Annotated in this window: 23 protein-coding genes; 7 read left to right on the forward strand and 16 right to left on the reverse strand. The window is 67.3% G+C overall.

The annotated features are described in order from the left end of the window. Window positions 1-51: 51 nt before the first annotated feature. The 7 genes from acpP to K320_RS0103360 all read right to left on the reverse strand — a co-directional run bounded on the left by acpP (window position 52) and on the right by K320_RS0103360 (window position 5,157). The gene (acpP, locus tag K320_RS0103330; RefSeq protein ID WP_003058049.1) at window positions 52-291 is read right to left on the reverse strand and encodes an acyl carrier protein; all 240 of its coding nucleotides are present in this window, start codon (window positions 289-291) and stop codon (window positions 52-54) included. A 91-nt stretch (window positions 292-382) separates the two neighbouring features. Continuing rightward, a complete protein-coding gene (gene fabG, locus K320_RS0103335) occupies window positions 383-1,123 on the reverse strand; it encodes a 3-oxoacyl-ACP reductase FabG (RefSeq protein WP_024537462.1) in 741 nt (246 codons plus the stop codon). Continuing rightward, window positions 1,120-2,073 (reverse strand): ACP S-malonyltransferase, encoded by a 954-nt coding sequence (fabD, locus tag K320_RS0103340; protein WP_024537463.1) that lies wholly within the window; start codon window positions 2,071-2,073, stop codon window positions 1,120-1,122. Before fabD ends, fabG begins: the two co-directional genes overlap by 4 nt. Before the next feature lie 53 nt (window positions 2,074-2,126). Next, window positions 2,127-3,107 carry a beta-ketoacyl-ACP synthase III gene (locus K320_RS0103345; protein ID WP_024537464.1) on the reverse strand — a complete coding sequence of 327 codons (981 nt, stop codon included), beginning with the start codon at window positions 3,105-3,107 and terminating at the stop codon, window positions 2,127-2,129. Further along, window positions 3,107-4,162, reverse strand: a complete 1,056-nt coding sequence (gene plsX, locus K320_RS0103350; protein WP_024537465.1) for a phosphate acyltransferase PlsX — start codon at window positions 4,160-4,162, stop codon at window positions 3,107-3,109. The genes K320_RS0103345 and plsX overlap by 1 nt, the downstream gene beginning before the upstream one ends. Window positions 4,163-4,301: 139 nt before the next feature. Next, on the reverse strand, window positions 4,302-4,493 hold the full coding sequence (gene rpmF / locus K320_RS0103355; RefSeq protein WP_024537466.1) for a 50S ribosomal protein L32: 192 nt from the start codon (window positions 4,491-4,493) through the stop codon (window positions 4,302-4,304). Between the two features lie 112 nt (window positions 4,494-4,605). Further along, window positions 4,606-5,157, reverse strand: coding sequence for a YceD family protein (locus K320_RS0103360; protein ID WP_024537467.1), 552 nt, complete (start codon window positions 5,155-5,157; stop codon window positions 4,606-4,608). Between the two features lie 25 nt (window positions 5,158-5,182). Here K320_RS0103360 and K320_RS0103365 point away from each other — a divergent pair, with 25 nt between their 5' ends. The 3 genes from K320_RS0103365 to K320_RS0103375 are packed head-to-tail and all read left to right on the forward strand — an operon-like array spanning window position 5,183 to window position 7,332. Next, a complete protein-coding gene (locus K320_RS0103365) occupies window positions 5,183-5,782 on the forward strand; it encodes a Maf family protein (protein ID WP_024537468.1) in 600 nt (199 codons plus the stop codon). After that, on the forward strand, window positions 5,779-6,549 hold the full coding sequence (locus K320_RS0103370; RefSeq protein WP_024537469.1) for an SAM-dependent methyltransferase: 771 nt from the start codon (window positions 5,779-5,781) through the stop codon (window positions 6,547-6,549). Before K320_RS0103365 ends, K320_RS0103370 begins: the two co-directional genes overlap by 4 nt. Further along, a complete protein-coding gene (locus K320_RS0103375) occupies window positions 6,550-7,332 on the forward strand; it encodes a crotonase/enoyl-CoA hydratase family protein (protein ID WP_024537470.1) in 783 nt (260 codons plus the stop codon). Between the two features lie 28 nt (window positions 7,333-7,360). On the opposite strand, the gene K320_RS0103380 is transcribed toward K320_RS0103375, so the two are convergent. From K320_RS0103380 to K320_RS0103395, 4 genes are read right to left on the reverse strand one after another with little or no spacing between them, the layout of a single operon-like run. Continuing rightward, complete coding sequence (locus K320_RS0103380) at window positions 7,361-8,410, reverse strand: S49 family peptidase (RefSeq protein WP_024537471.1); 1,050 nt, start codon at window positions 8,408-8,410, stop codon at window positions 7,361-7,363. 4 nt (window positions 8,411-8,414) lie between these two features. Further along, window positions 8,415-8,795, reverse strand: a complete 381-nt coding sequence (locus K320_RS0103385) for a Rieske (2Fe-2S) protein (RefSeq protein WP_024537472.1) — start codon at window positions 8,793-8,795, stop codon at window positions 8,415-8,417. Then, on the reverse strand, window positions 8,795-9,463 hold the full coding sequence (locus tag K320_RS0103390) for an HAD-IA family hydrolase (RefSeq protein WP_024537473.1): 669 nt from the start codon (window positions 9,461-9,463) through the stop codon (window positions 8,795-8,797). The genes K320_RS0103385 and K320_RS0103390 overlap by 1 nt, the downstream gene beginning before the upstream one ends. Continuing rightward, a complete protein-coding gene (locus K320_RS0103395; RefSeq protein WP_407059747.1) occupies window positions 9,460-10,452 on the reverse strand; it encodes an RluA family pseudouridine synthase in 993 nt (330 codons plus the stop codon). The genes K320_RS0103390 and K320_RS0103395 overlap by 4 nt, the downstream gene beginning before the upstream one ends. A 515-nt stretch (window positions 10,453-10,967) precedes the next feature. On the opposite strand from K320_RS0103395, the gene K320_RS0103400 reads away from it, so the two are divergent. The 4 genes from K320_RS0103400 to queF all read left to right on the forward strand — a co-directional run bounded on the left by K320_RS0103400 (window position 10,968) and on the right by queF (window position 16,530). Continuing rightward, window positions 10,968-13,823: an Rne/Rng family ribonuclease gene (locus tag K320_RS0103400; RefSeq protein ID WP_024537475.1), complete on the forward strand. Its 2,856-nt coding sequence runs from the start codon at window positions 10,968-10,970 to the stop codon at window positions 13,821-13,823. Window positions 13,824-13,982: 159 nt separating this feature from the next. Further along, the gene (yaaA, locus tag K320_RS0103405) at window positions 13,983-14,762 is read left to right on the forward strand and encodes a peroxide stress protein YaaA (protein ID WP_024537476.1); all 780 of its coding nucleotides are present in this window, start codon (window positions 13,983-13,985) and stop codon (window positions 14,760-14,762) included. Continuing rightward, window positions 14,759-15,607 carry a 2OG-Fe(II) oxygenase gene (locus K320_RS0103410; protein ID WP_024537477.1) on the forward strand — a complete coding sequence of 283 codons (849 nt, stop codon included), beginning with the start codon at window positions 14,759-14,761 and terminating at the stop codon, window positions 15,605-15,607. The genes yaaA and K320_RS0103410 overlap by 4 nt, the downstream gene beginning before the upstream one ends. A gap of 77 nt (window positions 15,608-15,684) precedes the next feature. Beyond that, the gene (queF, locus tag K320_RS0103415) at window positions 15,685-16,530 is read left to right on the forward strand and encodes an NADPH-dependent 7-cyano-7-deazaguanine reductase QueF (protein WP_024537478.1); all 846 of its coding nucleotides are present in this window, start codon (window positions 15,685-15,687) and stop codon (window positions 16,528-16,530) included. A gap of 7 nt (window positions 16,531-16,537) precedes the next feature. On the opposite strand, the gene K320_RS0103420 is transcribed toward queF, so the two are convergent. The 5 genes from K320_RS0103420 to K320_RS0103440 form a co-directional block, all read right to left on the reverse strand. Continuing rightward, a complete protein-coding gene (locus K320_RS0103420) occupies window positions 16,538-18,094 on the reverse strand; it encodes a methyl-accepting chemotaxis protein (RefSeq protein ID WP_024537479.1) in 1,557 nt (518 codons plus the stop codon). A 145-nt stretch (window positions 18,095-18,239) separates the two neighbouring features. Beyond that, window positions 18,240-19,391 carry a DNA polymerase IV gene (gene dinB / locus K320_RS0103425; protein ID WP_024537480.1) on the reverse strand — a complete coding sequence of 384 codons (1,152 nt, stop codon included), beginning with the start codon at window positions 19,389-19,391 and terminating at the stop codon, window positions 18,240-18,242. A 95-nt stretch (window positions 19,392-19,486) separates the two neighbouring features. After that, window positions 19,487-20,659, reverse strand: coding sequence for an alpha-hydroxy acid oxidase (locus K320_RS0103430; RefSeq protein ID WP_024537481.1), 1,173 nt, complete (start codon window positions 20,657-20,659; stop codon window positions 19,487-19,489). 23 nt (window positions 20,660-20,682) lie between these two features. Then, window positions 20,683-21,666, reverse strand: a complete 984-nt coding sequence (gene acuI / locus K320_RS0103435) for an acrylyl-CoA reductase (NADPH) (protein ID WP_024537482.1) — start codon at window positions 21,664-21,666, stop codon at window positions 20,683-20,685. Window positions 21,667-21,695: 29 nt separating this feature from the next. After that, window positions 21,696-22,853, reverse strand: a complete 1,158-nt coding sequence (locus K320_RS0103440) for a 3-deoxy-7-phosphoheptulonate synthase (protein ID WP_024537483.1) — start codon at window positions 22,851-22,853, stop codon at window positions 21,696-21,698. Window positions 22,854-22,951 lie beyond the last annotated feature (98 nt).

Raw genomic sequence — 22,951 nt, forward strand, 5'->3', positions numbered from 1 at the left:
TCCAAAGTTGAGCTGCATGGCCCGCCAGCGCGGGGTGCAGCAAAGCGGCGTTTATGCCTTCTGATGGGTGTTGGCGTAGTCGATGGCGTTCTGCACCGTCGTGATCTTCTCTGCGTCCTCGTCAGGGATCTCGATGCCAAACTCATCTTCCAGCGCCATCACCAGCTCGACCGTGTCCAGCGAGTCGGCACCCAGATCGGCGACGAAGGCCTTTTCATTGGTGACCTGTGACTCTTCCACGCCGAGTTGCTCGGCGATGATTTTCTTGACACGTGCTTCGATATCGCTCATGGGGGGTTCCCTCTGGGGGTTGTGAACAGAGTGGCGATTCTAGCTGCAAGGGGTATCGCGCCAAAGGGCGCGGCAGCCAGCTCGCCGCGCATTACATGTACATGCCGCCGTTGACGTGCAGCTCCTGCCCGGTGACGTAGCCCGCGCCATCGCTGGCCAGATAGGTCACGGCCTGCGCGATGTCCTCGGGGCGGCCCAGCGCACCCAGCGGAATCTGCGTGAGCAGCGCCTGCTTCTGCTCCTCGGGCAGGCTGGCCGTCATGTCGGTGGCAATGAAGCCCGGCGCCACGCAGTTGACGGTGATGCTGCGGCTGGCCAACTCGCGCGCCAGCGCGCGCGTCATGCCCGCCACGCCGGCCTTGGCCGCGGCGTAATTCGCCTGCCCGGGGTTGCCCGAGGCGCCAACCACGCTGGTGACGCTGATGATGCGGCCAAAGCGCTGCTTCATCATGGGGCGGATCGCCGCGCGGCTGACACGGAACACCGCCTTGAGATTGGTGTCGATCACCGCATCCCACTCCTCGTCCTTCATGCGCATCGCGAGCTGGTCGCGCGTGATGCCGGCGTTGTTCACCAGCACATGCAGGCCGCCGTGGTCCTTCACGATGGCATCGACCAGCGCCTGTACGGCAGCGCCATCGGTCACATCCAGTTGCGCGCCCCTGCCGCCCTGCGCTGCCAGTGCCTGCGCGATGCGGTCGGCGCCTTGCTGCGTGGTGGCGGTGCCGATTACGGTATGGCCGCGCGCCGCGAGCTCTGCCGCGATGGCGGCCCCGATGCCGCGTGTTGCGCCGGTAACCAGTGCGATCCGGGGTGTAACGAGCGCGTTCATGCCAGCATCTCCTTGATTTCCGCCAGCGAGGCCGGGTCTTGCAGACAGGCGCCGGCCAACCCCGCATCGATGCGCTTGGCCATGCCGGAGAGCACCTTGCCCGGGCCGCATTCGATCACATGCGCCACACCTCGGGCCTTGATCGCGCGCACGCATTCCACCCAGCGCACCGCCCCAAAGGCCTGGCGGTAGAGCGCATCGCGGATGGCGTCCGCATCCTGCTGTATCGCCACATCGACGTTGTTGATGACGGGAATCTGAGGCACGCCAAGGGACAGATCCGCCAGCGCCGCCTTGAGTTTTTCCGCCGCAGGCTTCATCAGGCTGGAATGGAACGGCGCCGACACCGGCAGCGGCAGCGCGCGCTTGGCACCCAGGGCCTTGAGCACCTCGCAACCCTTGGCCACGCCATCCTTGGTGCCGGCGATCACGGTCTGCGCCGGATCGTTGAAATTGACCGCCTCGACCACCTCCGCCGAACCCGCGCCGAAACTGGCCGTCGCCTGCGCACAGCCAGCGATCACCTGTTCCGCAGGCAGACCGAGAATGGCCGCCATGGCGCCAGCGCCCACCGGCACCGCATCCTGCATCGCCTGGGCGCGCAGACGCACCAGCGGCGCTGCCTGGACCAGCGTGAGCACGCCAGAAGCCACCAGCGCCGAATACTCGCCCAGCGAATGGCCCGCCAGCACGGCAGGCAGCGCGCCACCCTCGGCGCGCCACACCCGCCAGGCGGCGATGCCCGCCACCAGCATCACCGGCTGGGTGTTGGTGGTCAAGGCCAGCTGCTCCTTGGGGCCGTCGTGGATCAGCGCGCCGATGTCCTCATGCAGGGCGTCGGACGCTTCACTCAGCGTCTGGGCCACGGCGGGGTGATCCCCCCAGGCGTCCAGCATGCCCACCGCCTGCGAGCCCTGGCCGGGAAACACGAATGCAAAGGGAACTGTCATCGAAAAATCACCATGAAAACCGGCTATAGCACATATATATCATTCGCTGATAGCTACATTTTTACGAGTAACGAACCCCAGGTGAACCCGCCGCCCACGCCTTCCAGCAGCACGTTCTGACCCGGCTTTATCTGCCCGGCACGCACCGCATGATCCAGCGCCAGCGGAATCGATGCCGCCGAGGTGTTGCCATGCTCGGCGACGGTGACCACCACCTTTTCCATGGGCAGATGCAGGCGCCGGGCCGTGCTCTGCATGATGCGGATATTGGCCTGGTGCGGCACCAGCCAATCCACTTCCGTGGCGGCGATGCCCGCCTTCTCCAGCGCGGCATGCGCCGTCTTTTCCAGCACGCTGACAGCGAGTTTGAACACCGCCTGCCCATCCATCCTGAGTAGCGGATCGCCCAGAATGCCGCCGCCGCTCACATGGCCCGGAACGCACAGCAGACCCACATGCTGACCGTCGGCATGCAGATCGCTCGCCAGAATACCCGGCGTATCGGAGGCCTGGAGCACCACCGCGCCCGCGCCGTCGCCAAACAGCACGCAGGTGGTGCGATCGGAAAAATCGAGGATGCGGCTGAACACCTCGCTGCCCACCACCAGCACGCAACGGGCGCTGCCCGCCTGCACCATGGCATCTGCCACCGCAAGCGCGTAAACAAAACCGCTGCAGACCGCCTGCACGTCAAATGCCGGGCAGCCGTTGGAAATTCCGAGCTTGTGCTGCAGGATCGCCGCGGTCGAGGGAAACACCATGTCCGGCGTGGACGTGGCGACGATGATGAGATCCAGCTCCTGCGCCCCAAGACCCGCAGCCTCAAGCGCCCGCTGCGCGGCCTGCAAGGCCAGATCGCTGCTGCAGACACCCTCGTCGGCGAAATGCCGTGCGTGGATGCCGGTGCGCTCAATGATCCATTCGTCGGAAGTTTCCACGCCCTTGCCCGCGAGTTCGGCGGCCAGTTCGTCGTTGCTGACTCGGCGCGGCGGCAGGTAACTGCCGGTGCCGACAATGCGGGAATAGCGTCTCATCAAAGTCCAGGAGAGGCGTTGGTTGCGGGTTCAGGCGAAATATCCGCGGCTGCCAGCAAAGGCGCCGCACGCGCAACCTGGGTGCGCACGCGCTCCAGCAGGTCATTGCGGGCCGCATCATACGCGCGCACCAGCGCCTGCTCGAATGCCAGCGCATCGGCAGAACCGTGGCTCTTGAACACCAGGCCGCGCAGGCCCAGCAGCGCAGCGCCGTTGTAACGCCGGTGGTCCATGCGTTTTTTAAGCGCAGATAACACTGGGTAAGCAACCGTTGCCGCCAGTTTCGTGAAAATATTGCGTGAAAACTCTTCCTTGAGAAAACCACCGATCATGGAGGCAAGTCCCTCTATGGTCTTGAGGGCAACATTGCCGACGAAGCCATCGCAGACCACGATATCGGCGGCGCCCTTGAAAATATCATTGCCTTCGACGTTGCCGACGAAATTCAAGTCGCCCCGGGCCGCCGCGGCACGCAACAACTCCCCGGCACGCTTGATCTCCTCGCTGCCCTTGATGGCTTCCTCGCCCACGTTGAGCAGACCCACCGTGGGCCGCAAGTCGTTCTTGAGCACGGACACCAGCGCGGAGCCCATCACGGCAAACTGCAGCAGGTGCTCTGCGGTGCAATCCACATTGGCGCCCAGATCCAACACCGTGGTGGCGCCACCCTGCGCATTCGGAATCTGCGTGGCAATCGCCGGGCGATCAATGCCGTCCAGCGTCTTGAGCAGATAGCGCGCCGTCGCCATCAGCGCTCCGGTATTGCCGGCCGACACGGCCGCCTGCGCCGCGCCGTCCTTGACCTGCTGGATCGCCACACGCATCGACGAATCCCGCTTGCGCCTGAGCGCCTCCTCCACCGAATCGTCCATGCCCACCACCTGGCTCGCGGCCACGGACGTGGCACGTTCATGCGCGAAAGCGCCCAGTGCCTGCGGCTGGCCCACCAGCAGCAGGCGGGCGTCGGGATGGCTCTCCAGAAAGCGGCGGCACGCCGGCAGCGTGACGGACACGCCGTGGTCGCCACCCATGCAATCGACAGCCAGTGTGATCATTCTCTGAATATTGAAAATTTGTGTGCAATTGTGGCATCTAGTGCAATGTCGCGCCCACAACGACAAAAGCCCGCGCTACCGTCACGTAGCCGCGGGCCCTGAGGCGCAATGGATGCAACAGCGCGATAGGCGCCGGGAATCAGATTTCGGCGTCGTCGCCCTTGGCCTTGATCACCTGGCGCCCACGGTAAAAGCCGTTGGGGCTGATGTGGTGGCGCAGATGCACTTCACCGGTGGTCGGCTCAAGCGCCGTGCCCGGTGCCTTGAGCGCATTGTGCGAGCGATGCATGCCCCGCTTGGAGGGCGACTTCTTGTTTTGCTGAACGGCCATGGTGGGCTCCTGGTGTCTGGGGTAATCGGGCCAAGCGCTCAGCCCGTCAAAGATACAAGCGCACTTACGCGAAACCGGCGATTATAAATGATTCGATGAATCTGCCCAAGCATCAACTTTTGGGCTTGTGCATCTGAAGCCCGGCCAGCGCGGCAAACGGGTTGTTGGCAGGTGCAGGCTCGGATGCCAGGTCTTCCTCGCCCACGCTCATCTGCACCGGCACCGGGCACTCATCGTGGCGCGGCACCAGCGGCAGATCCAGCAGCAGCTCATCCTCGACGAGCTCGCGCAGATTGAATTCGCGCGAGAGCACCAGCACATCCTCCTCGCTCTCGCCATCCTGCGCCTCCGCCGTCGCTTCGTCATGCACAAAGCGGAACCGCCGATCCACGCGCAGCGGCACGTCCATGGGCTGCATGCAGCGCTGGCAGACGACCGGGAACGCGGCCTCCGCCTTCAGATGCAGCCACGCCTGCGGGCTGCTTCCGAGCCGGTCGCGCAATTCGCCGTCTGCAGACCAATCGACATACAGCTCCGGGTGCAGCTTGTGCGCGCTCTGCGACAACCGCTTGTACTTGAGCAGTGAATCGTGACCGGCAAGGCGCGCCTTCGCCTGCGCGAAAGCCTTGACATCGAGCCGGTCAGCGGAGAACTCCTTGGTCATGAAAGCAGTGTAAGAGAATCAAGGCATGACGCAAGCAGATCGCATTTCACGGCCTCTGATCCTCGGCTCGACCTCGCGCTACCGGCGTGCGCTGCTGCAGCGCCTGGGGCTGGCGTTCGACGTGGTCGCGCCCGAGGTGGACGAAACGCCGTTGCCCGGCGAAACGCCGCGTGCGCTGGCGCTGCGTCTGGCCAGCGCCAAGGCGCGGGCGGTGGCCACGCGGCATCCGCAGGCGCTGGTGATCGGCTCCGACCAGGTGGCGGACCTGGCCGGAGAACCGCTGGGCAAGCCGGGAACGCACGAGCGCGCCATCCGGCAGCTCACGCGCATGAGCGGCCAGACCGTCATCTTTCACACCGCGGTCACCGTGGCATGCCAGGCCAGCGGCTTCGCGCAGACCGAGCTGGCGCCGGTGCGGGTGCGCTTTCGCCCGCTCTCGCCGGGGGAAATCGAGCGCTATCTGCACGCGGAGCAGCCCTACGACTGCGCCGGCAGCGCCAAGAGCGAGGGGCTGGGCATCGCGCTGCTGGATGCCATCGAAAGCGACGACCCGACGGCGCTGATCGGCCTGCCGCTGATCCGCGTGGCCCGCATGCTGCGCGCCGCCGGAATGGTGCTGCCATGAGCGGCCAGACGCCGCCTGGCACGCTCTGGCTGGTGCCCACGCCGCTGGATTTCGGCTGCGAGCAGGAAGCGCCGCTGACCGATGTGCTGCCTGAAGCGACGCTGCAGCGCGCCGCCCGGCTCACGTACTGGATCTGCGAGAACGCCAAGAGCTGCCGCGCCTACCTGAAGCGCGTTGCGGCGCACATACCGCTGGCCGTGCCGCTGCAGGCGCAGCAGATCACCGAGCTGCCGCACGCGGTGCACAAGAAGGGGGACCATGCGGGCGGCTTCGACGCACGCCCGCTGCTGGCGCCGCTGCTGCAGGGGCAGGACGTGGGGCTGGTGAGCGAAGCCGGCATGCCGGCGGTAGCCGACCCGGGCAGCTCCATCGTGCGCGCCGCGCACGATGCCGGCATCCCGGTGGTGCCGCTGATCGGACCGGTATCGCTGCTGCTCGCGCTCGCGGCCAGCGGTCTCTCGGGCCAGAACTTTGCGTTTGTCGGCTACCTGCCGCAGGACGCAGGAGAGCGCACCAAACGCATCCATCAGCTGGAGATGCTGGCACTCCAACACGGCCAGACCCAGCTCTTCATCGAAACGCCCTACCGCAACACCGCGCTCTGGAGCGCCCTGCTGCAGCACCTGCGGCCCGGCACCCGGCTGGCGTTGGCCAGCGGCCTCACGCTGGCCAACGCCCAGGTGCACTGCAGGCCCGTCAGCGCCTGGCGCCAGGCGCAGGCTGCCACGGTGCCACGCCTGCCCACGGTGTTTGCCATCGGAGCCTGAATGGAATACGTCCTCTTCGAAGCGCGCGGCCCGGTCGCGCTCGTCACGCTGCACCGCCCGGCGCAACGCAATGCGGTGCACCGCCCGATGGCGGACGCACTGCGCGCGGCTTTCGAACGGTTCGAAGCCGACGAAAACCTGCGCGTGGCCGTGCTGCACGGCGCGGGCGGGCATTTCTGCGCCGGTGCAGACCTTGCCGCGGTGGCCGACCCGCTGCTGCGCAACGAGCTCGATCCCGCCGGCGGCCCGAACGCGCCCATGGGGCCGACGCGCATGCCGCTGTCCAAGCCGCTCATCGCCGCCATCGAAGGCTATGCGGTGGCCGGCGGGCTGGAGCTGGCGTTGCTGGCCGATCTGCGCGTGGCGGCCGAGGATGCGCAACTCGGCGTGTTCTGCCGCCGCTGGGGCGTGCCGCTGATCGATGGCGGCAGCGTGCGGCTGCCGCGCATCGTCGGCATGGCGCGCGCGCTGGACCTGATCCTCACCGGGCGCGCCGTGGGCGCCGCCGAAGCGCTGGCCATGGGCCTGGTGAACCGCGTCGCCGCGCCCGGGAGCGCCTTGGCCGCCGCCGAAACGCTGGCATGCGAGTTGGCCGCCTTCCCGCAGCAATGCATGCTTGCCGACCGCGCATCGGCCTATGCGCAATGGGGTCTGCCTGTGCCAGAGGCCCTGCGCCAGGAAGGGCGCCTGGGCGTGCCCATCGTGGCGGCCGAAGGCGCCGCCGGCGCGGCCCGCTTCACGCAGGGGCATGGCCGGCACGGGGTGCCGGACAGCCAGCGCTGAGACTCCTCCGCCGGCGCGGCCGCGCCGTTCAGCGCAGCAGGGGTGCGCTGCGCAGCGCCTGAATCGCCCCTGCGCCCAGCGCCGCGCCGAAGCGGCGCGCCAGGCGCTCGGCCACGTTGTCGCGCTGGGTGTAGTCCACGATGTCCTCGGCCTTGACGATTTCGCGGGCGACGTAGTCCAGGCTGCCAAGCCCATCGGCCAGGCCCATGTCCACGGCCTGCTGGCCGGTCCAGAACAGCCCGCTGAAGGTTTCGGGCGTGATTTTCATGCGATCGCCGCGGCCCTTCTTCACGACGGCTATGAACTGCTGGTGGATCTGCTCCAGCATCGTGAGCGCATAGGCGCGCTGCTCCTCCGACATCGGGCTGAACGGGTCGAGAAAGCCCTTGTTGGCGCCGGCCGTGAGCAGGCGCCGCTCCACGCCCAGCTTGTCCATCGCGCCGCTGAAGCCAAAGCCGTCCATCAGCACGCCGATGGAGCCGACGATGCTCGCCTTGTCCACATAGATGGCATCGGCCGCCGAGGCGATGTAATAGGCCGCCGACGCCGCGCTTTCCTCGACCACGGCGTACACCGGCTTTTCGTGTTTCTGCTTCAGGCGGAAGATTTCGTCGTTGATGATGCCCGCCTGCACCGGGCTGCCGCCGGGGGAATTGACCAGCAGCACCACCGCCTGCGCGCCCGCGTCGTCAAACGCGCTGCGCAGCGACGCCACCACGCCGTCGGCGCTGGTCGGCCCGTCGGCGGCGATTTCGCCCTTGATGTCGATCACCGCGGTGTGCGGCGAGCTTTTGGCGGCACCCGTGAGATCGCGCGTGGAAACGGAAATGCCCCACACGATGCCTCCCAGGATCGCCAGCCACAGCAGGCGCCAGAAGATGCGCCAGCGCCGCGCCGCGCGCTGTTCGGCCACGGTGGCAAGCACGAGCTTTTCCAGCACCTCGCGCTCCCAGTGGCCCGCGGAGGGTGTGTTGGCCGTTTCCGCTTTCTTTTCAGTAGCTGATTGCGCCCACAGGTCGGGCGCTGCAGGCTGTTTTTGCCCGGAATCTGGAAATTCAGGACGAAGCTCATCGGTCATGGGGTCACGCGGTTTGCGGTTGCAGGAGCGCGGCAGTATGCCAGTACACCTTGCCCGCTTCTTCCGTGGTGGTGATCCTGGTGAGCGGTCCGCGCCCCGGGCCGCCCACGCAGCAGCCGGTATCGGGCTCGAACACCGCGCCGTGCGTGGCGCAGACGAGCAGCTGTCCGGTGATGTCGAAAAAATGCCCTTCGCGGTAGTCCAGCTCCGTCCACACATGGGTGCAGCGGTTCAGGTAGGCCTGCACCTGGCCCTGCCAGCGCACGGCGAAGGCGCGCAGCTTCTCGCCGCGGTAGACCACGCCAAAGGCCACGCCGGTGCCGCCTTCGGCCAGATCGCTGCTGGCGCACAGAAGAATGCGCTCCCCCGCGGCCGCTTCAGCCATCACGCATGCTCCGAGAGCCAGGCATCGAGCCGCGCGACGGTGGGCGCGACGAACAGCGGCGCGAGCGGCGCGAACCCTTCGCTGTCGTGCGCGCCATAGGCCACGCCCACGCTGGCGCAGACGGCGTTACGCGCCATCTCCAGGTCGTGCGTGGTGTCGCCCACCATCAGCACGCGCTCGGGCGGCAGGTCGAATTCGGCCATCAGCTCGTGCAGCATCAGCGGGTCGGGCTTGCCAGCGGTTTCATCGGCCGTGCGCGAGGCGTCGAACACGCCCTTGAGCTGCGCGGTGGCCAGCACGTGGTTCAGGCCCCGGCGGCTCTTGCCGGTGGCCACGGCCAGCAGGTGGCCGCTGGCCTTGAGGTGCGCCAGCATCGGCAGCACGCCATCGAACAAACTCAGATCGTCCTGGTGCTGCGCGTAGTGCACGCGGTAGCGGTTGGCGAGCTCCGCGTATTGGCTGGGCGGCACGTCGGGCGCGGCGCGGGCGAGGGCCTGCGGCAGCGCCATGCCTATCACCCAGGCGGCGGCTTCGGGGCTGGGCACGGCGCCGCCCACGTCGCGCACCGCCTCCTGGATGCAGCGCACGATGAGCTGGGTGGAATCAAACAGGGTGCCGTCCCAATCGAAGGCGATCAGGTCAAAACGGCGGGAAGAAGCAGCGGTCATGTCGTTTGGTTTTCAATGAAGGCGGCAAGTTCAGGCGGCAATTCAGCCTGCAGCTGCACGCGCTCGCCGGTGGCGGGATGATCGAACTGCAGCCGCCAGGCGTGCAGAAACATGCGCTGCAGGCCGAGCTTGTGCAGGCGCTTGTTGAGGTCGAAGTCGCCGTATTTCTCATCACCGACGATGGCGTGGCCCTGGCTTGCGAGGTGCACGCGGATCTGGTGCGTGCGCCCGGTCTTGATCGTCACCTCCAGCAGGCTCATGGCGGGCAGGCCCTGCGCGTGGCGCGCGGCCAGCACGCTGCGGCGCTTGACCAGCGTGATCGCGCGCATGCCATCGGGGTCATCCACCGTGGTGGTGCGCACGCGCCGCTCGCCATCGGGCTGCAGGTATTTGTGCAGCGGCGCGTCGATCACCTTGAGCTTCTCCGGCCAGGTGCCGACGACCAGCGCCAGGTAGGTCTTGCCCGTCGCTCGCTCGCGGAACTGCTCCTGCAGGGCGGTGAGCGCCGCGCGGCGCCGCGCCACCAGCAGAATGCCCGAGGTGTCGCGGTCGAGCCGGTGCACCAGTTCGAGGAATTTCGCCTCGGGCCGCGCGCGGCGCAGCTGCTCGATCACGCCAAAGCTCACGCCGCTGCCGCCATGCACCGCCACGCCAGCCGGTTTGTTCAGCGCGATCAGCCAGTCGTCTTCCAGCAGCAGGGGAAATTCCCGCGCCGGGGCCAAGGGCGCGCCCGCGGGCTTTTCGGCCACGCGCACCGGCGGCAGGCGCACCAGGTCGCCCTCGGCCACGCGCGCATCGGCGCTGGTGCGGCCCTTGTTCAGGCGCACCTCGCCGCTGCGGATGATGCGGTAGACATGGGTCTTGGGCACGCCCTTCAAGTGGCGCAGCAGGAAGTTATCGAGCCGCTGCCCGGCGGATTCGGCGTCCACCCGCAGCTGGCGCGCGGCCGCCGCCGCCCCCGACGGTTTGCCCTCTATAATTGACATCACCTGCGCGAAGAGTGTGTAAGTGGTTGAAGTGGCTGAAGTTTAGTGGCCGCCCGCCCAACCCGTCGCACAGGCTGGTGATGCCACCGGGAGACGACGCCTTTGCAGGCACCCACCCGGCGGGCTGTCGCATCGACATACAGCATACGGAATTCAAGGCTGGCCAGCGCCCTACCCGGGCGCGGCGCCGGCGGATCAAAGCGAAATCATGTGGGTGGTTCTGACGTGGATCTGGTCGCACTGGCAAGGGCGTGAGCCTGCGCTTTACGTGCCAAATCCGTCTGAATCGCTTATCTGGCAGGCGCAAGCAGCTTCTGAAAACATAGTGAAGCAGCGGCCTCTGCCTTTCGCCCTCCTCCACGCCCCACCCCCGCTACGCCCACGCAGCTGATGGCTTTGCGTGGCCGCAGCGGGTGCGCGGCTTCCGTCCTGTCTCGATCGCCAGTCCCGGCATTTGCGGGTTCGTGCGCGGCGTTGTGCCGCCTGCGGCCCATACAAGGAAACAAGGGACACGCATCATGAAACGGATGCTCATCAACGCCACGCAGCCCGAAGAGCGGCGCCTGGCCATCGTGGACGGCCAGAAGCTGCTGGACTACGAGATCGAGATCGAGGGGCGCGAGCAGCGCAAGAGCAATATCTACAAGGCGGTGGTCACGCGCGTGGAGCCCTCGCTGGAGGCCTGCTTCGTCGACTATGGCGAGGATCGCCACGGCTTCCTTCCGTTCAAGGAAATCTCGCGCCAGTACTTTGCCGAAGGCGTCTCGCCCTCGCAGGCACGCATCCAGGACGCGATCAAGGAAGGCCAGGAACTGATCGTCCAGGTCGAGAAGGAAGAGCGCGGCAACAAGGGCGCGGCGCTCACCACCTTCATCAGCCTGGCCGGCCGCTACGTGGTGCTGATGCCCAACAACCCGCGCGGCGGCGGCGTCTCGCGCCGCATCGAGGGCGAGGACCGCGCCGAGCTCAAGGAGGCGATGGACCAGCTCGAATACCCCAAGGGCATGAGCATCATCGCGCGCACCGCCGGCATCGGCAGGAGCGCCCCCGAGCTGCAGTGGGACCTGAACTACCTGCTCAAGCTCTGGTCGGCGATCGACGGCGCGGCCAAGGCCGGCAAGGGCGCCTTCCTGATCTACCAGGAATCGAGCCTGGTGATCCGCGCCATCCGCGACTATTTCAGCGCCGACATCGGCGACATCCTGATCGACACCGACGACATCTACGATCAGGCGCAGCAGTTCATGGCGCACGTGATGCCCGAGCATGCCGCGCGCGTCAAGCGCTACCGCGACGACGCGCCGCTGTTCAGCCGTTTCCAGATCGAGCACCAGATCGAGTCGGCCTATGCGCGCATGGTCACGCTGCCCTCGGGCGGCTCGATCGTCATCGACCATACCGAAGCGCTGGTATCGGTGGACGTGAACTCGGCGCGCGCCATCAAGGGCAGCGACATCGAGGAAACCGCCACCCGCACCAACCTGGAAGCGGCGGACGAAGTGGCGCGCCAGATGCGATTGCGCGACCTGGGCGGCCTGATCGTGATCGACTTCATCGACATGGAAGAGAGCCGCAACCGCCGCGACGTGGAAACCCGGCTGCGCGACGCGCTGCGCCAGGACCGCGCGCGCGTGCAGTTCGGCACCATCAGCAAATTCGGCCTGATGGAAATGAGCCGCCAGCGCCTCAAGCCCGCATTGAGCGAGGGCGCGCACATCCGCTGCCCGCTGTGCGACGGCACCGGCCACATCCGCGACACCGAGGGTTTTGCGCTGCAGATGCTGCGCATGATCCAGGAAGAATCGATGAAGGACAACACCGCCGCCGTGCATTGCCAGGTGCCGGTGGAGGTGGCGAGCTTCCTGCTCAACGAAAAGCGCACCGAGATCGCCAAGATCGAGCTGCGCCAGCGCATCGCGGTGGTGCTCATCCCCAACAAGTCGCTGGAGACGCCGCACTACAAACTGGAGCGCCTCAAGCACGACGACCCGCGCCTGGACGACATGGATGCCAGCTACAAGATGGCCGACCTGCAGGAAGAGCAGACGCAGATCACCCGCCGCTCGCAGGAGCCCACCAACAAGCAGACGCCGGTGATCAAGGGCGTGCTGCCGGATGCGCCCGCGCCGGTGGTTGCGCCCAAGCCCGCCCCGGTGCCTGCCGCACCGGCCGCCGCGCCAGTGGCCGCGCCCCAGCCGGTTCCGGAACCGGGCTTTCTGACATGGCTCAAGAATCTGCTGGGTTTTGGCGCGCCATCCGCCGGCGCGTCCACCAGCCCACCAGCGGCGGCGCCGGTTGCCGCGCCGGCCGCGGAACCCGCCGCGCGCGAGGAGCGGGGCGGCAGCCGCCGCGGCGGCAGCCGCCGCGGCAGCGGCCGTGGCGAACGCACGGAACGTGGCGAGCGCGGCGACTCCCGCGAGGGCAATGGCCAGGAGCGCCCGCGCCGCGAGCCGCGCGAGGGCCGCGGCAACCGCGAGCGCCCGCCGGCACGGCCCGTGGATGAGGCAACGGCAGCCACGGCCGGCGTGGAAGCCGGCGGCAGCGACGACAACGGCCAGGAACGCGCCGCGCGCAGCGGCGAGCGCAGCCGCCGCCGCGAGCCGCGCGAGCGCCGCGAACGCGACAACGCGGAAATGCCGCAGCAGCCCACCACGGCACCCACGGCCGAACCGGTCGATCGCGCCACCGCCAGCGAGCCATCGAACGCCCAGGGGGAGGCCGGCGATACTGCAACGGACAACGCCGCCAACGGCGAGCGCCGCGAACGCCGCTCCCGCGACCGTTACGGCCGTGACCGCCGCCCGCGCACGCCGCGCGCCGAACAGCCGGCGGACGACGCCACGGCCACCGAAGCCGACACCGGCGCACCGGCCGACTTCGCGCCGACGCAAATCCTGCCCCAGGAGGAGCCCGCCTTCACGCCAGCGCGCAAGAGCTACTTCGCCGCGGCCGATCAGGCGGGCGAGCCGGCCACCGCGGCTGCCGGCGAAGCCGCCGCGGCGGCGGAGCAGGTGCGGCCGATCGACGTGACGGCGCCCACGGAGCCGCTGACGGCGGCGCCCGTGCCGGTGCAGGCCCCGGCAGCAGCGCCCGTCCGCGCCGAACCCCCTGCCGCGCCCGCCGAACAGGCCTTTGTCCTGCAGGTGCAGGCGCTGGCCGATACGGCGCTGGCATCGGGCCTGACCTGGGTGCAATCGGATGCAGGCAAGGTTTCCGCCGTGCAGGCCGCAATCGCCGCCGAGCCCCAGCCCATCCATGTGCCGCGCGAGCGGCCGGCGCCAGCCGCCATCGACGAAGGACCCCTGGTGCTGGTGGAAACGCGCCGCGATCTGCGCCAGGTGCAATTGCCGTTCGATCAGCCAGAAATGCACTGACGTTCTTCGATTTTGCTAGCTGCCAGCGCTTGCCCAGCAAGCGCTAGCGCCATTTTTGAAGCATATCCTCAACGGGCCCGCCCTGGCTTCAGCGCGGGCCCTTCTTTCATTCTGTTTCCACGGCGACAATCACGGCAGACCCATTCGCTTGCACATGCCATGCTGTTTCTGCTCTCTCCCGCCAAATCCCTGGACTACGAAAGCCCGCTGCCCGCCGGCCTGCCGCACACGCTGCCGCAGTTCATGCCGCAGACCCAGGCGCTGATCGCCACGCTGCGTGAAAAATCGCCGCAGCAGGTGGCCGACCTGATGTCGCTGAGCGACGCGCTGGCCGCGCTCAACGCCGCGCGCTACGCCGCCTTCAGCCCGCGCTTCACCAAGGCCAACGCGCGCCAGGCGGTGCTTGCCTTCAACGGCGACGTTTACGAAGGCCTGCAGGCGGGCACGCTGAGTTCCGACGACCTCCAATGGGCGCAGGCGCACGTCGCCATCCTGAGCGGCCTTTACGGCGTGCTGCGCCCGCTCGACTGGATGCAGCCCTACCGTCTTGAGATGGGCACGCGCCTGGCCACGGCCCAGGGTGCCAACCTCTACCAGTTCTGGGGCCCGCGCATCGCCGAACACCTCAACCGGCAACTGGCGGACGCGCCCGATCCGGTCATCATCAACCTCGCGTCGCAGGAATATTTCAAATCCGTCGATCGCAAGGTGCTGTCCGCGCGCGTCGTCGAATGCGTGTTCGAGGACCGCAAGGGCGCGGACTACAAGATCATCAGCTTCTACGCCAAGCGCGCCCGCGGGCTGATGGCGCGCTGGGCCATCGAGCAGCGGGCCGAAACACCGCGGCAACTGCGCGGTTTTGACAGCGCGGGCTACGCCTTCAGCGCCAAGGCGTCAACGCCCGACCGGCTCGTCTTCCGCCGGGAGCACGCCGCATGAGCCAGGCCATCACCAGCGAACTGCGCCAATGGATCGTCGCGCAGGCGGCCGCGGGCGTGACCGCGCCCTCCCTTGTCGAAGCCATGCGCAAGGTCGGCTGGAACGAGGACGTGGCGGTGGATGCGATCGAACAGGTGCTGCGCGGCCACCTGGACAAGGTGGCGCAGGAGCAGGGCTGGCCCGCGGCCGCGCCGGTGCCCGACCCGGCGCTGGACGACGCCCCGCTGTTGCTCGACGCGGGCGACCGCCAGGTGGAGGTGCTGATGACGCTGGCCTCGCCGCGCGTGGTGCTGTTCGGCAACCTGCTCTCAAGCGAAGAGTGCGAACAATTGATCGCGCAGGCCAGCCCCAAACTGCAGCGCTCACTCACCGTGCAAATAGCCACCGGCGGTAGCGAAGTGAACGCGCAGCGCACCAGCGACGGCATGTTCTTCGAGCGTGGCCAGACGCCGCTGATCCAGCGCCTGGAAGAGCGCATCGCACGCCTTGTCAACTGGCCGATTGAAAACGGCGAAGGCCTGCAGATCCTGCACTACCAGCCCGGCGCCGAATACAAGCCGCACTACGACTACTTCGACCCCCAGCATGCCGGCAGCGCCAAGATCCTCGCACGCGGCGGCCAGCGCGTGGGCACGCTGGTGATCTACCTGAACAACCCCGTCAAAGGCGGCGGCACCATCTTCCCGGATGTGCATCTGGAAGTCTCCCCGCGCCAGGGCAACGCGGTGTTTTTCAGCTATGAACGCCCCCACCCCAGCACCCGCAGCCTGCACGGCGGCAGCCCGGTGATCGAGGGCGAGAAATGGATCGCCACCAAATGGCTGCGTGAGCGCGAGTTCCGCTGAATACCACAGCTTCGTCAAGCGATAGGCTCAAAATAACGCTCTAACGCTTACCAATCAAGCGTTAGCAGCTATCAAAAATGTATTCCCCCGACCATTCCCCCCTGGGCCAAGCCAGCGCCTACCCGCAGCATTACGACCCCACGCTGCTCTTTCCGATAGCGCGTGCCATGGGCCGCAGTGCCATCGGCATCCCGGCCAAGCCGCCCTTTTTTGGCGCCGACCTGTGGACAGCCTACGAACTGTCGTGGCTCGATCCGCGCGGTAAACCGCAGGTGGCCATCGCCCACTTTACGCTGCCCTGCGAAACACCGAATCTGATAGAGAGCAAGTCATTCAAGCTCTACTTGAACAGCCTCAACAGCACGCACTTCGAGAGCATGGAGGCCGTGCGCGAGCGTATCCGCGCCGACCTGAGCGAAGCCGCCTGGCGCGCCAGCGAGCACCCAGGCACCGTGGGCGTGCGGATGCTGGCGCCAGATCAGTTTGAAGAAGAACGCATCGCGGAAATGCAGGGCCTGCTGCTGGACCGCCTGAAGGTGGAATGCACGCACTACGAACCCGCGCCGGAACTGCTGACCGCCGCGTTGGACGAGGCGCCGGTGGAAGAAACCCTGACGAGCCATCTGCTCAAGAGCAACTGCCCCGTCACCGGCCAGCCGGACTGGGGCAGCCTCCAGATCAGCTACAGCGGGCCGCAGATCGACCAGGCGGCGCTGCTGCGCTACATCGTGAGCTTTCGCGACCACCAGGGCTTTCACGAGCAGTGCGTAGAGCGCATCTTCATGGACATCAGCGCGCGCTGCCAGCCCATCAAGCTCACGGTATACGCGCGCTATACGCGCCGCGGCGGGCTGGACATCAACCCGCTGCGCACCAGCCACCCGATGCCGCTGCCGCAGGCGATGCGCACGGCGCGGCAATAACGCCGCGCTACAGCCGGAAGACGCCGACGCTGCGCTCCAGCGACACCGAGCCGTCGCGCAGCACGGTGGCCGACGCGGCGGATTCTTCCGCCAGCGCGGCGTTCTGCTGCGTGACGGTATCGAGCTGCGCAATCGCCAAATTCACCTGGCCTATGCCCTGCGACTGCTCGCGCGCCGCCGCGGTGATCTCGTTGACCTGGGTGCTCACATGCCGCACCGAGCGCACCATGTCGCTGATGGTGTCGCCCGCCTGCGCCATGCGCTCGGTGCCGTCCTCGATGCCCGAGACCATGGTGTGAATCAGCCCGCCGATCTCCTTGGCCGCACCGGCGCTGCGCTGGGCCAGCGCGCGCACCTCGCCCGCCACCACGGCAAAGCCGCGCCCCTGCTCGCCGGCGCGCGCCGCCTCCACCGCCGCGTTGAGCGCCAGCAGATTGGTCTGGAAGGCAATGCTCTCTATGGTGCTGACGATCTCGCCCATGCGTTGCGACGATTTGCGCAGGTTTTCCATCGAGCCGCGCACCTCGGCGAGGGCCGCGCTGCCCTTGTTGGCCACCTGCGAGCTGCGCTCGCTCTCGGACGCCATGGCCGTCGTGGCATCCGCCGTGTGCGTGATCGTCCCCGAGAGCTGCTCCATCGCCGCGGCGGTTTCCTCCAGGCTGCTGGCCTGCGACTCCGTGCGATCCGACAGCGCCGTACTGCCCTGCGCAATCTCCCCCGCCGCCCGGGTAAAGCCGCGCACCTCGGTGCGCACATCGCCCACCACCGCCTTGAGGTTGACCTGGATCTGGCGCAGCCCGCGCATCACCGCGCCCAGCGTGCCGGGGTAGTCCACGTTCGCCTCGGAGGTCAGGTTGCAGCCGGCGATGTCGCCGGCGAAGCCTTCGGCCTCCAGCAACGCCTTGGCGACATGCGTGTGGTAGTAGGCCAGCAGGCCGCCGCCGCCCAGCACCAGCACCGCCGCGCGCCATGCCAGGGCCGCCAGGCCTTGCATGCCCAAGGCATCGGGCAGCAGCGCGAGCACCGCCATGGCGCCCACCGCCCAGGCCATGCGCGCGGTGAAATCCATCTCGCCCACGCGCTCGAACCAGCCGCGCGGCCCCGTGTGAAACACCTTGCCGCCGCGCAGGACCACGGAGACCTTGCCCGACTCGGCCTCGGCGCGCATCGTGGCGTACAAGGCCTCCGCCTCGGCGATCTGCGCCTGCGTCGGCTTGATGCGCACCGACATGTAGCCCGTGGGCTTGCGCCCCTGCAGCACCGGGGTGAAGTTGGCCAGCACCCAGTAATGGTCGCCGTTCTTGCGCCGGTTCTTCACCATGCCGGTCCAGGGCTTGCCGCGGCCTATGGTCTGCCAGACATCCTTGAACGCAGCCGCCGGCATGTCCGGGTGGCGGATGATGTTGTGCGGCTGGCCTATGAGTTCGTCGTACTCGAAGCCGGCCACGCGTGCAAAGGCCGGATTGCAGTGGGTGAGCTCCCCTTTGGTGTTGGTGCTGGAGACCAGCATTTCGTCACTCGGGTAGTCGAAATTGTTCTGAGTGACTGGTAGATTGACCCGCATGATTCGCCCCCCTGATCAAAATTTTCACGACGCAATCACTGTCGCATAAGCGTCACCATGGTACAGGCAGCGCGCAGGTCTGCAGCGAAATCAGGCAGTGGAATCGGGTGCATTTGCGGCAATGGCGCAACAGGTATTCGGCAGATCAAAACAATGCGTCAACCTGCGCGCTCGGCGCGCCAGGCGATGCGTCCAGCCGCTCCAGCCCCGCCACCCGCACCCCCAGCAGGCGCAGCCGCTTTTGCAGCGGCGCGCGCTTCAGGCACAGCCCGGCCACGCGGCGAATCAGCAGCGCATCCTGCGTCGGCGACTCAAGGGTCTGGTCACGCGTGGCGATCCTGAAATCGTCGTAGCGCAGCTTGATGCCTATGGTGCGCCCGGCATAGCCCTTGCGCTGCAAATCCGCGGCCACCTGCTCGCACAGCTCGGTGAAGATCCCGCCCAGTTCCAGCCTGTCGTGCACCGCATGCAGATCGCGTTCGAACGTCGTCTCGCGGCTCATGCTCACCGGCTCGCTCTCGGTCACCACGGCGCGCTCGTCGCGCCCCCAGGCGGCGTCGTGCAGCCAGGCGCCATGCGCCGCGCCAAAGTGCGCCAGCAGCCAGTCGCGCGGCCGCGCCGCCAGCTCGCCAATCGTGTGAATGCCGTGGCTCTGCAGCCTGGCGTCGGTCTTGGGGCCCACGCCGTTGATCTTGCGGCAGGCCAGCGGCCAGATCAGCGGCTGCAGGTCCTCGGGCATCACCACCGCGATGCCATTGGGCTTGTTGAACTCGCTCGCCATCTTGGCGATGAGCTTGTTGGGCGCAACGCCCACGGAGCAGGTCAGACCGGTGGCATCGAAAATGCTTTTCTGGATCAGCCGCGCCAGCACCCTGCCGCCCTCGCGCTGGCCGCCCGGCACCTCGGTGAAATCGATGTAGACCTCGTCCACGCCCCGGTTTTCCATCACCGGTGCGATGGCGAGGATGACCTCCTTGAACTGGCGCGAATAGCGCCGGTACTGCGCGAAATCCACCGGCAGCAGGATGGCCTGCGGGCACAGGCGCGCCGCCTTCATCATGCCCATCGCCGAGCCCACGCCAAAGGCCCGCGCCGCGTAGGTGGCCGTGGTGATCACGCCCCGGCCCACGTAGCTGGCCAGGCGCGGAAACGCCGCCACGGGGATCTCGTGCAGCCGCCCGGCAAACGCCTGGCTGCGCGCCGCTTCTTCCCGCGTCGCCGCGCCGCCAATCACCACCGGCAGACCCTTGAGCTGCGGGTAGCGCAGCAGCTCCACCGACGCATAGAACGCGTCCATGTCCAGATGGGCGATGCGCCGAGGCAGCGGTTTCGTGTGCACGGCGATGCAGGTTTCAGATTTCAGGTTGAGCGCTCAACGCCCAACGCCAACGCTCAACCTGCCACGGGATAGGTGCCCGGCACCAGGATCGAGCGGTCCACCGTCTGGATATTGGTATGGCCGCAGAAGGCCATGGTGGTGTCCAGCTCTTTGTGCAGGATGTGCAGCGCCTTGCTCACGCCGGCCTCGCCAAACGCGCCCAGGCCATAAACCATCGCGCGGCCAATCATGGTGCCGCGCGCGCCCAGCGCCCAGGCGCGCAGGATGTCCTGGCCAGTGCGGATGCCGCTGTCCATCCAGACTTCCAGCCTGTCGCCCACCGCCGCAACGATGGCCGGCAGCGCTGCGATGCTGGACGGCGCGCCGTCGAGCTGGCGCCCGCCGTGGTTGGAGACGACGATGGCATCCACGCCATGCTCGGCCGCCAGCAGCGCGTCTTCCACCTCCATGATGCCCTTGAGGATGAGCTTGCCGCCCCACTGCTGCTTGACCCAGTCCACATCCGCCCAGGAAAGCCGGGGGTCAAACTGCTCGTTGGTCCAGGCCGCCAGCGAGTTCATGTCCGAGACGCCCTTCACATGCCCGACCAGGTTGCCGAAGCTGCGCCGGCGCGTGCCCGCCATGCCCAGGCACCAGCGCGGCTTCATCATGAGGTTGATGATGTTGGCGATCGTGGGGCGCGGCGGCGCGGTCAAGCCGTTCTTGATGTCCTTGTGGCGCTGGCCGATGACCTGCAGATCCAGCGTCAGCACCAGCGCGCTGCATTGCGCATCCTTGGCGCGCTGGATCATGCGCGCCATCGCGTCGCGGTCGCGCATCATGTAGAGCTGAAACCAGAACGCGAGGCCGGCACCGGTGTTCTGCCGGATGTCCTCGATGGAGCAGATGCTCATGGTCGAGAGCGTGAACGGGATGCCGAATTTCTCGGCCGCCCGCGCCGCGTGGATCTCGCCGTCGGCATGCTGCATGCCGGTCAGGCCCACGGGGGCGATGCAGGTGGGCATCGCCACCTGCTGCCCGACCATGGTGGTGGCGGTGCTGCGCCCTTCCATGTTCACCGCCACGCGCTGGCGGAACTGGATGCGCTGGAAATCGCTCTCGTTGGCGCGGTAGGTGCCCTCGGTCCACGAGCCGGAATCGGCATAGTCGTAGAACATGCGCGGCACGCGGCGCTCGGCCACGGCGCGCAGGTCCTCGATGCAGGTCATTTTGGCAAGAGATGGCATGCGGCGCCTCGCAAATGTCGGGTTCAGCCGCGCACCGACACCACGACGCGCCCGCGCACCTTGCCTTCGAGCATCTGCGGTGCAAGCGTCAGCGCATCGGCCAGCGTGGCGTCCTGCGCCAGGCTTTCCAGCAGGGCGGGGTCGAGGTCCCGCGCCAGGCGCTGCCAGGCCTGCAGCCGATCGGCGCGCGGCGCCATCACGCTGTCAACGCCCGCGAGCGTCACGCCGCGCAGGATGAAGGGCGCCACCGTCGCCGGAAAATCCATGCCCGAGGCCAGGCCGCAGGCCGCGACCACGCCACGGTAGCGCATCGCCGCACAGACATTGGCCAGCACATGGCCGCCCGCCACGTCGATCGCACCGGCCCATTGCTCCCTGGCCAGCGGCTTGCCCGGCGCGCTCAGGCCGGCGCGCTCGACGATGTGCCGCGCGCCCAGGCGCTTGAGGAAATCCGCCTGCTCCGGCCGCCCCGTGACGGCGCTGACTTCATAGCCCAATTGGGCCAGCACCGCGACCGCCACGCTGCCCACGCCGCCCGCCGCCCCGGTCACCACCACCGGGCCGGATGCGGGCGTGACGCCGTGGCGCTCAAGCGCCAGCACGCAGAGCATCGCCGTGTAGCCCGCCGTGCCGATCGCCATCGCCTGGCGCAGCGTGAACGGCGCTTGCAAGGGAACCAGCCAGTCGCCGCTCACGCGGGCAAATTCCGCCAGCCCGCCCCAATGCTTTTCGCCCACGCCCCAGCCGTTGAGCACCACCGAATCACCGCTTTTGTAATCCGGATGGGAAGAGGTCTCGACCACGCCCGCGAAATCGATGCCCGGCACCATGGGAAACTGGCGCACCACGGGCGAGGCGCCCGTGATGGCAAGCGCATCCTTGTAGTTCAGCGTGGAATGGCTCACGCGCACCAGCACGTCGCCCTCGGGCAGCTGCTCCTTGTTGATCCCACGCACATCGGCGCGGTACTGCCCGTCTTCCTTGTCGATCCAGATGCCTTGAAACATCGGTGGCCTCCTGTTGCAATGGCAAAAGCTTACACCGATGCCAGAGCTTCGTTTTCCTGCACGGCCGGCGCCTTCTCGCGGCGCGCCGCCACGGCGTCGGCCAGGGTTTGCAGACAGCCCAGCGAGTCCTCCCAGCCGAGGCAGGCATCGGTGATGCTCTGGCCATAGACAAGCTGGTGCGGATCGTCCTTGCCCGGGGTGAATTTTTGTGCGCCCGGCACCAGTGCGCTTTCGATCATCACGCCAAAGATGCCCTGCGTGCCGCCCGCCACCTGCACACCGATGTCTGCCACCACCTCCACCTGCCGCTCGTGCTGCTTGCGGCTGTTGGCGTGGCTGGCATCGATCATCAGCGAGGGCGTGAGGCCGGCTTCCTGCAGCTGTTTGCAGGCCACAGCCACGCTGGCGGCGTCGTAGTTGGGCTCCTTGCCGCCGCGCAGAATCACGTGGCAATCCTGGTTGCCGGCGGTGTGCACGATGGCCACCAAGCCATTCTTCTGAATCGACAGAAAGTGGTGGCCGCGGCTGGCAGACTGGATCGCATCGGTGGCGATACGAATGTTGCCATCGGTGCCGTTCTTGAAGCCTATCGGTGCCGACATGCCCGAGGCCAGCTCACGGTGCACCTGGCTCTCCGTGGTGCGCGCGCCGATCGCACCCCAGCTGATCAGATCCCCGATGTACTGCGGGCTGATGGTATCGAGCAGCTCACTGGCCGCCGGCACACCCAGGCGGTTGATGTCAATGAGAAGCTGGCGGGCAATGCGCAGGCCCTCGTCTATGCGGTAGCTGCCATCGAGGTACGGATCGTTGATCAGGCCCTTCCAGCCCACGGTGGTGCGCGGCTTTTCGAAGTAAACCCGCATCACGATCTCCAGCCGATCCTGGTACTGCTCGCGCACGGCTTGGAGCTTGCGGGCATATTCAATCGCCGCCTCCGGGTTGTGGATCGAGCACGGCCCGATGATGACCAGCAGGCGATCGTCCTCGCCGCGCATGATGCGGTGGATGCGCCGGCGCGTGTCGGCGATCAGGGTTTCGACCGCGGTGCCGCGGATCGGGAAGAAGCGGATGAGGTGTTCCGGAGGGGGCAGCACGGTAATGCCCTGGATGCGTTGGTCGTCGGTGGCGCTCGTCGTGGGCGTGCCGTACTGCCAAGATTCGTTCTTGCTGCTGGGGGGATTCATGGTGTCTTCCTTGCGGTTGGGTTTGAAAGCCATAAAAAAACCGCCGGGCTTTCGCTGCGGCGGTCTTTTGTAGAGAAGGGGCTCAATGCATGCGCGCG

Source organism: Comamonas badia DSM 17552 (genome assembly GCF_000484635.1).
Lineage (GTDB): Bacteria > Pseudomonadota > Gammaproteobacteria > Burkholderiales > Burkholderiaceae_C > Comamonas_C > Comamonas_C badia.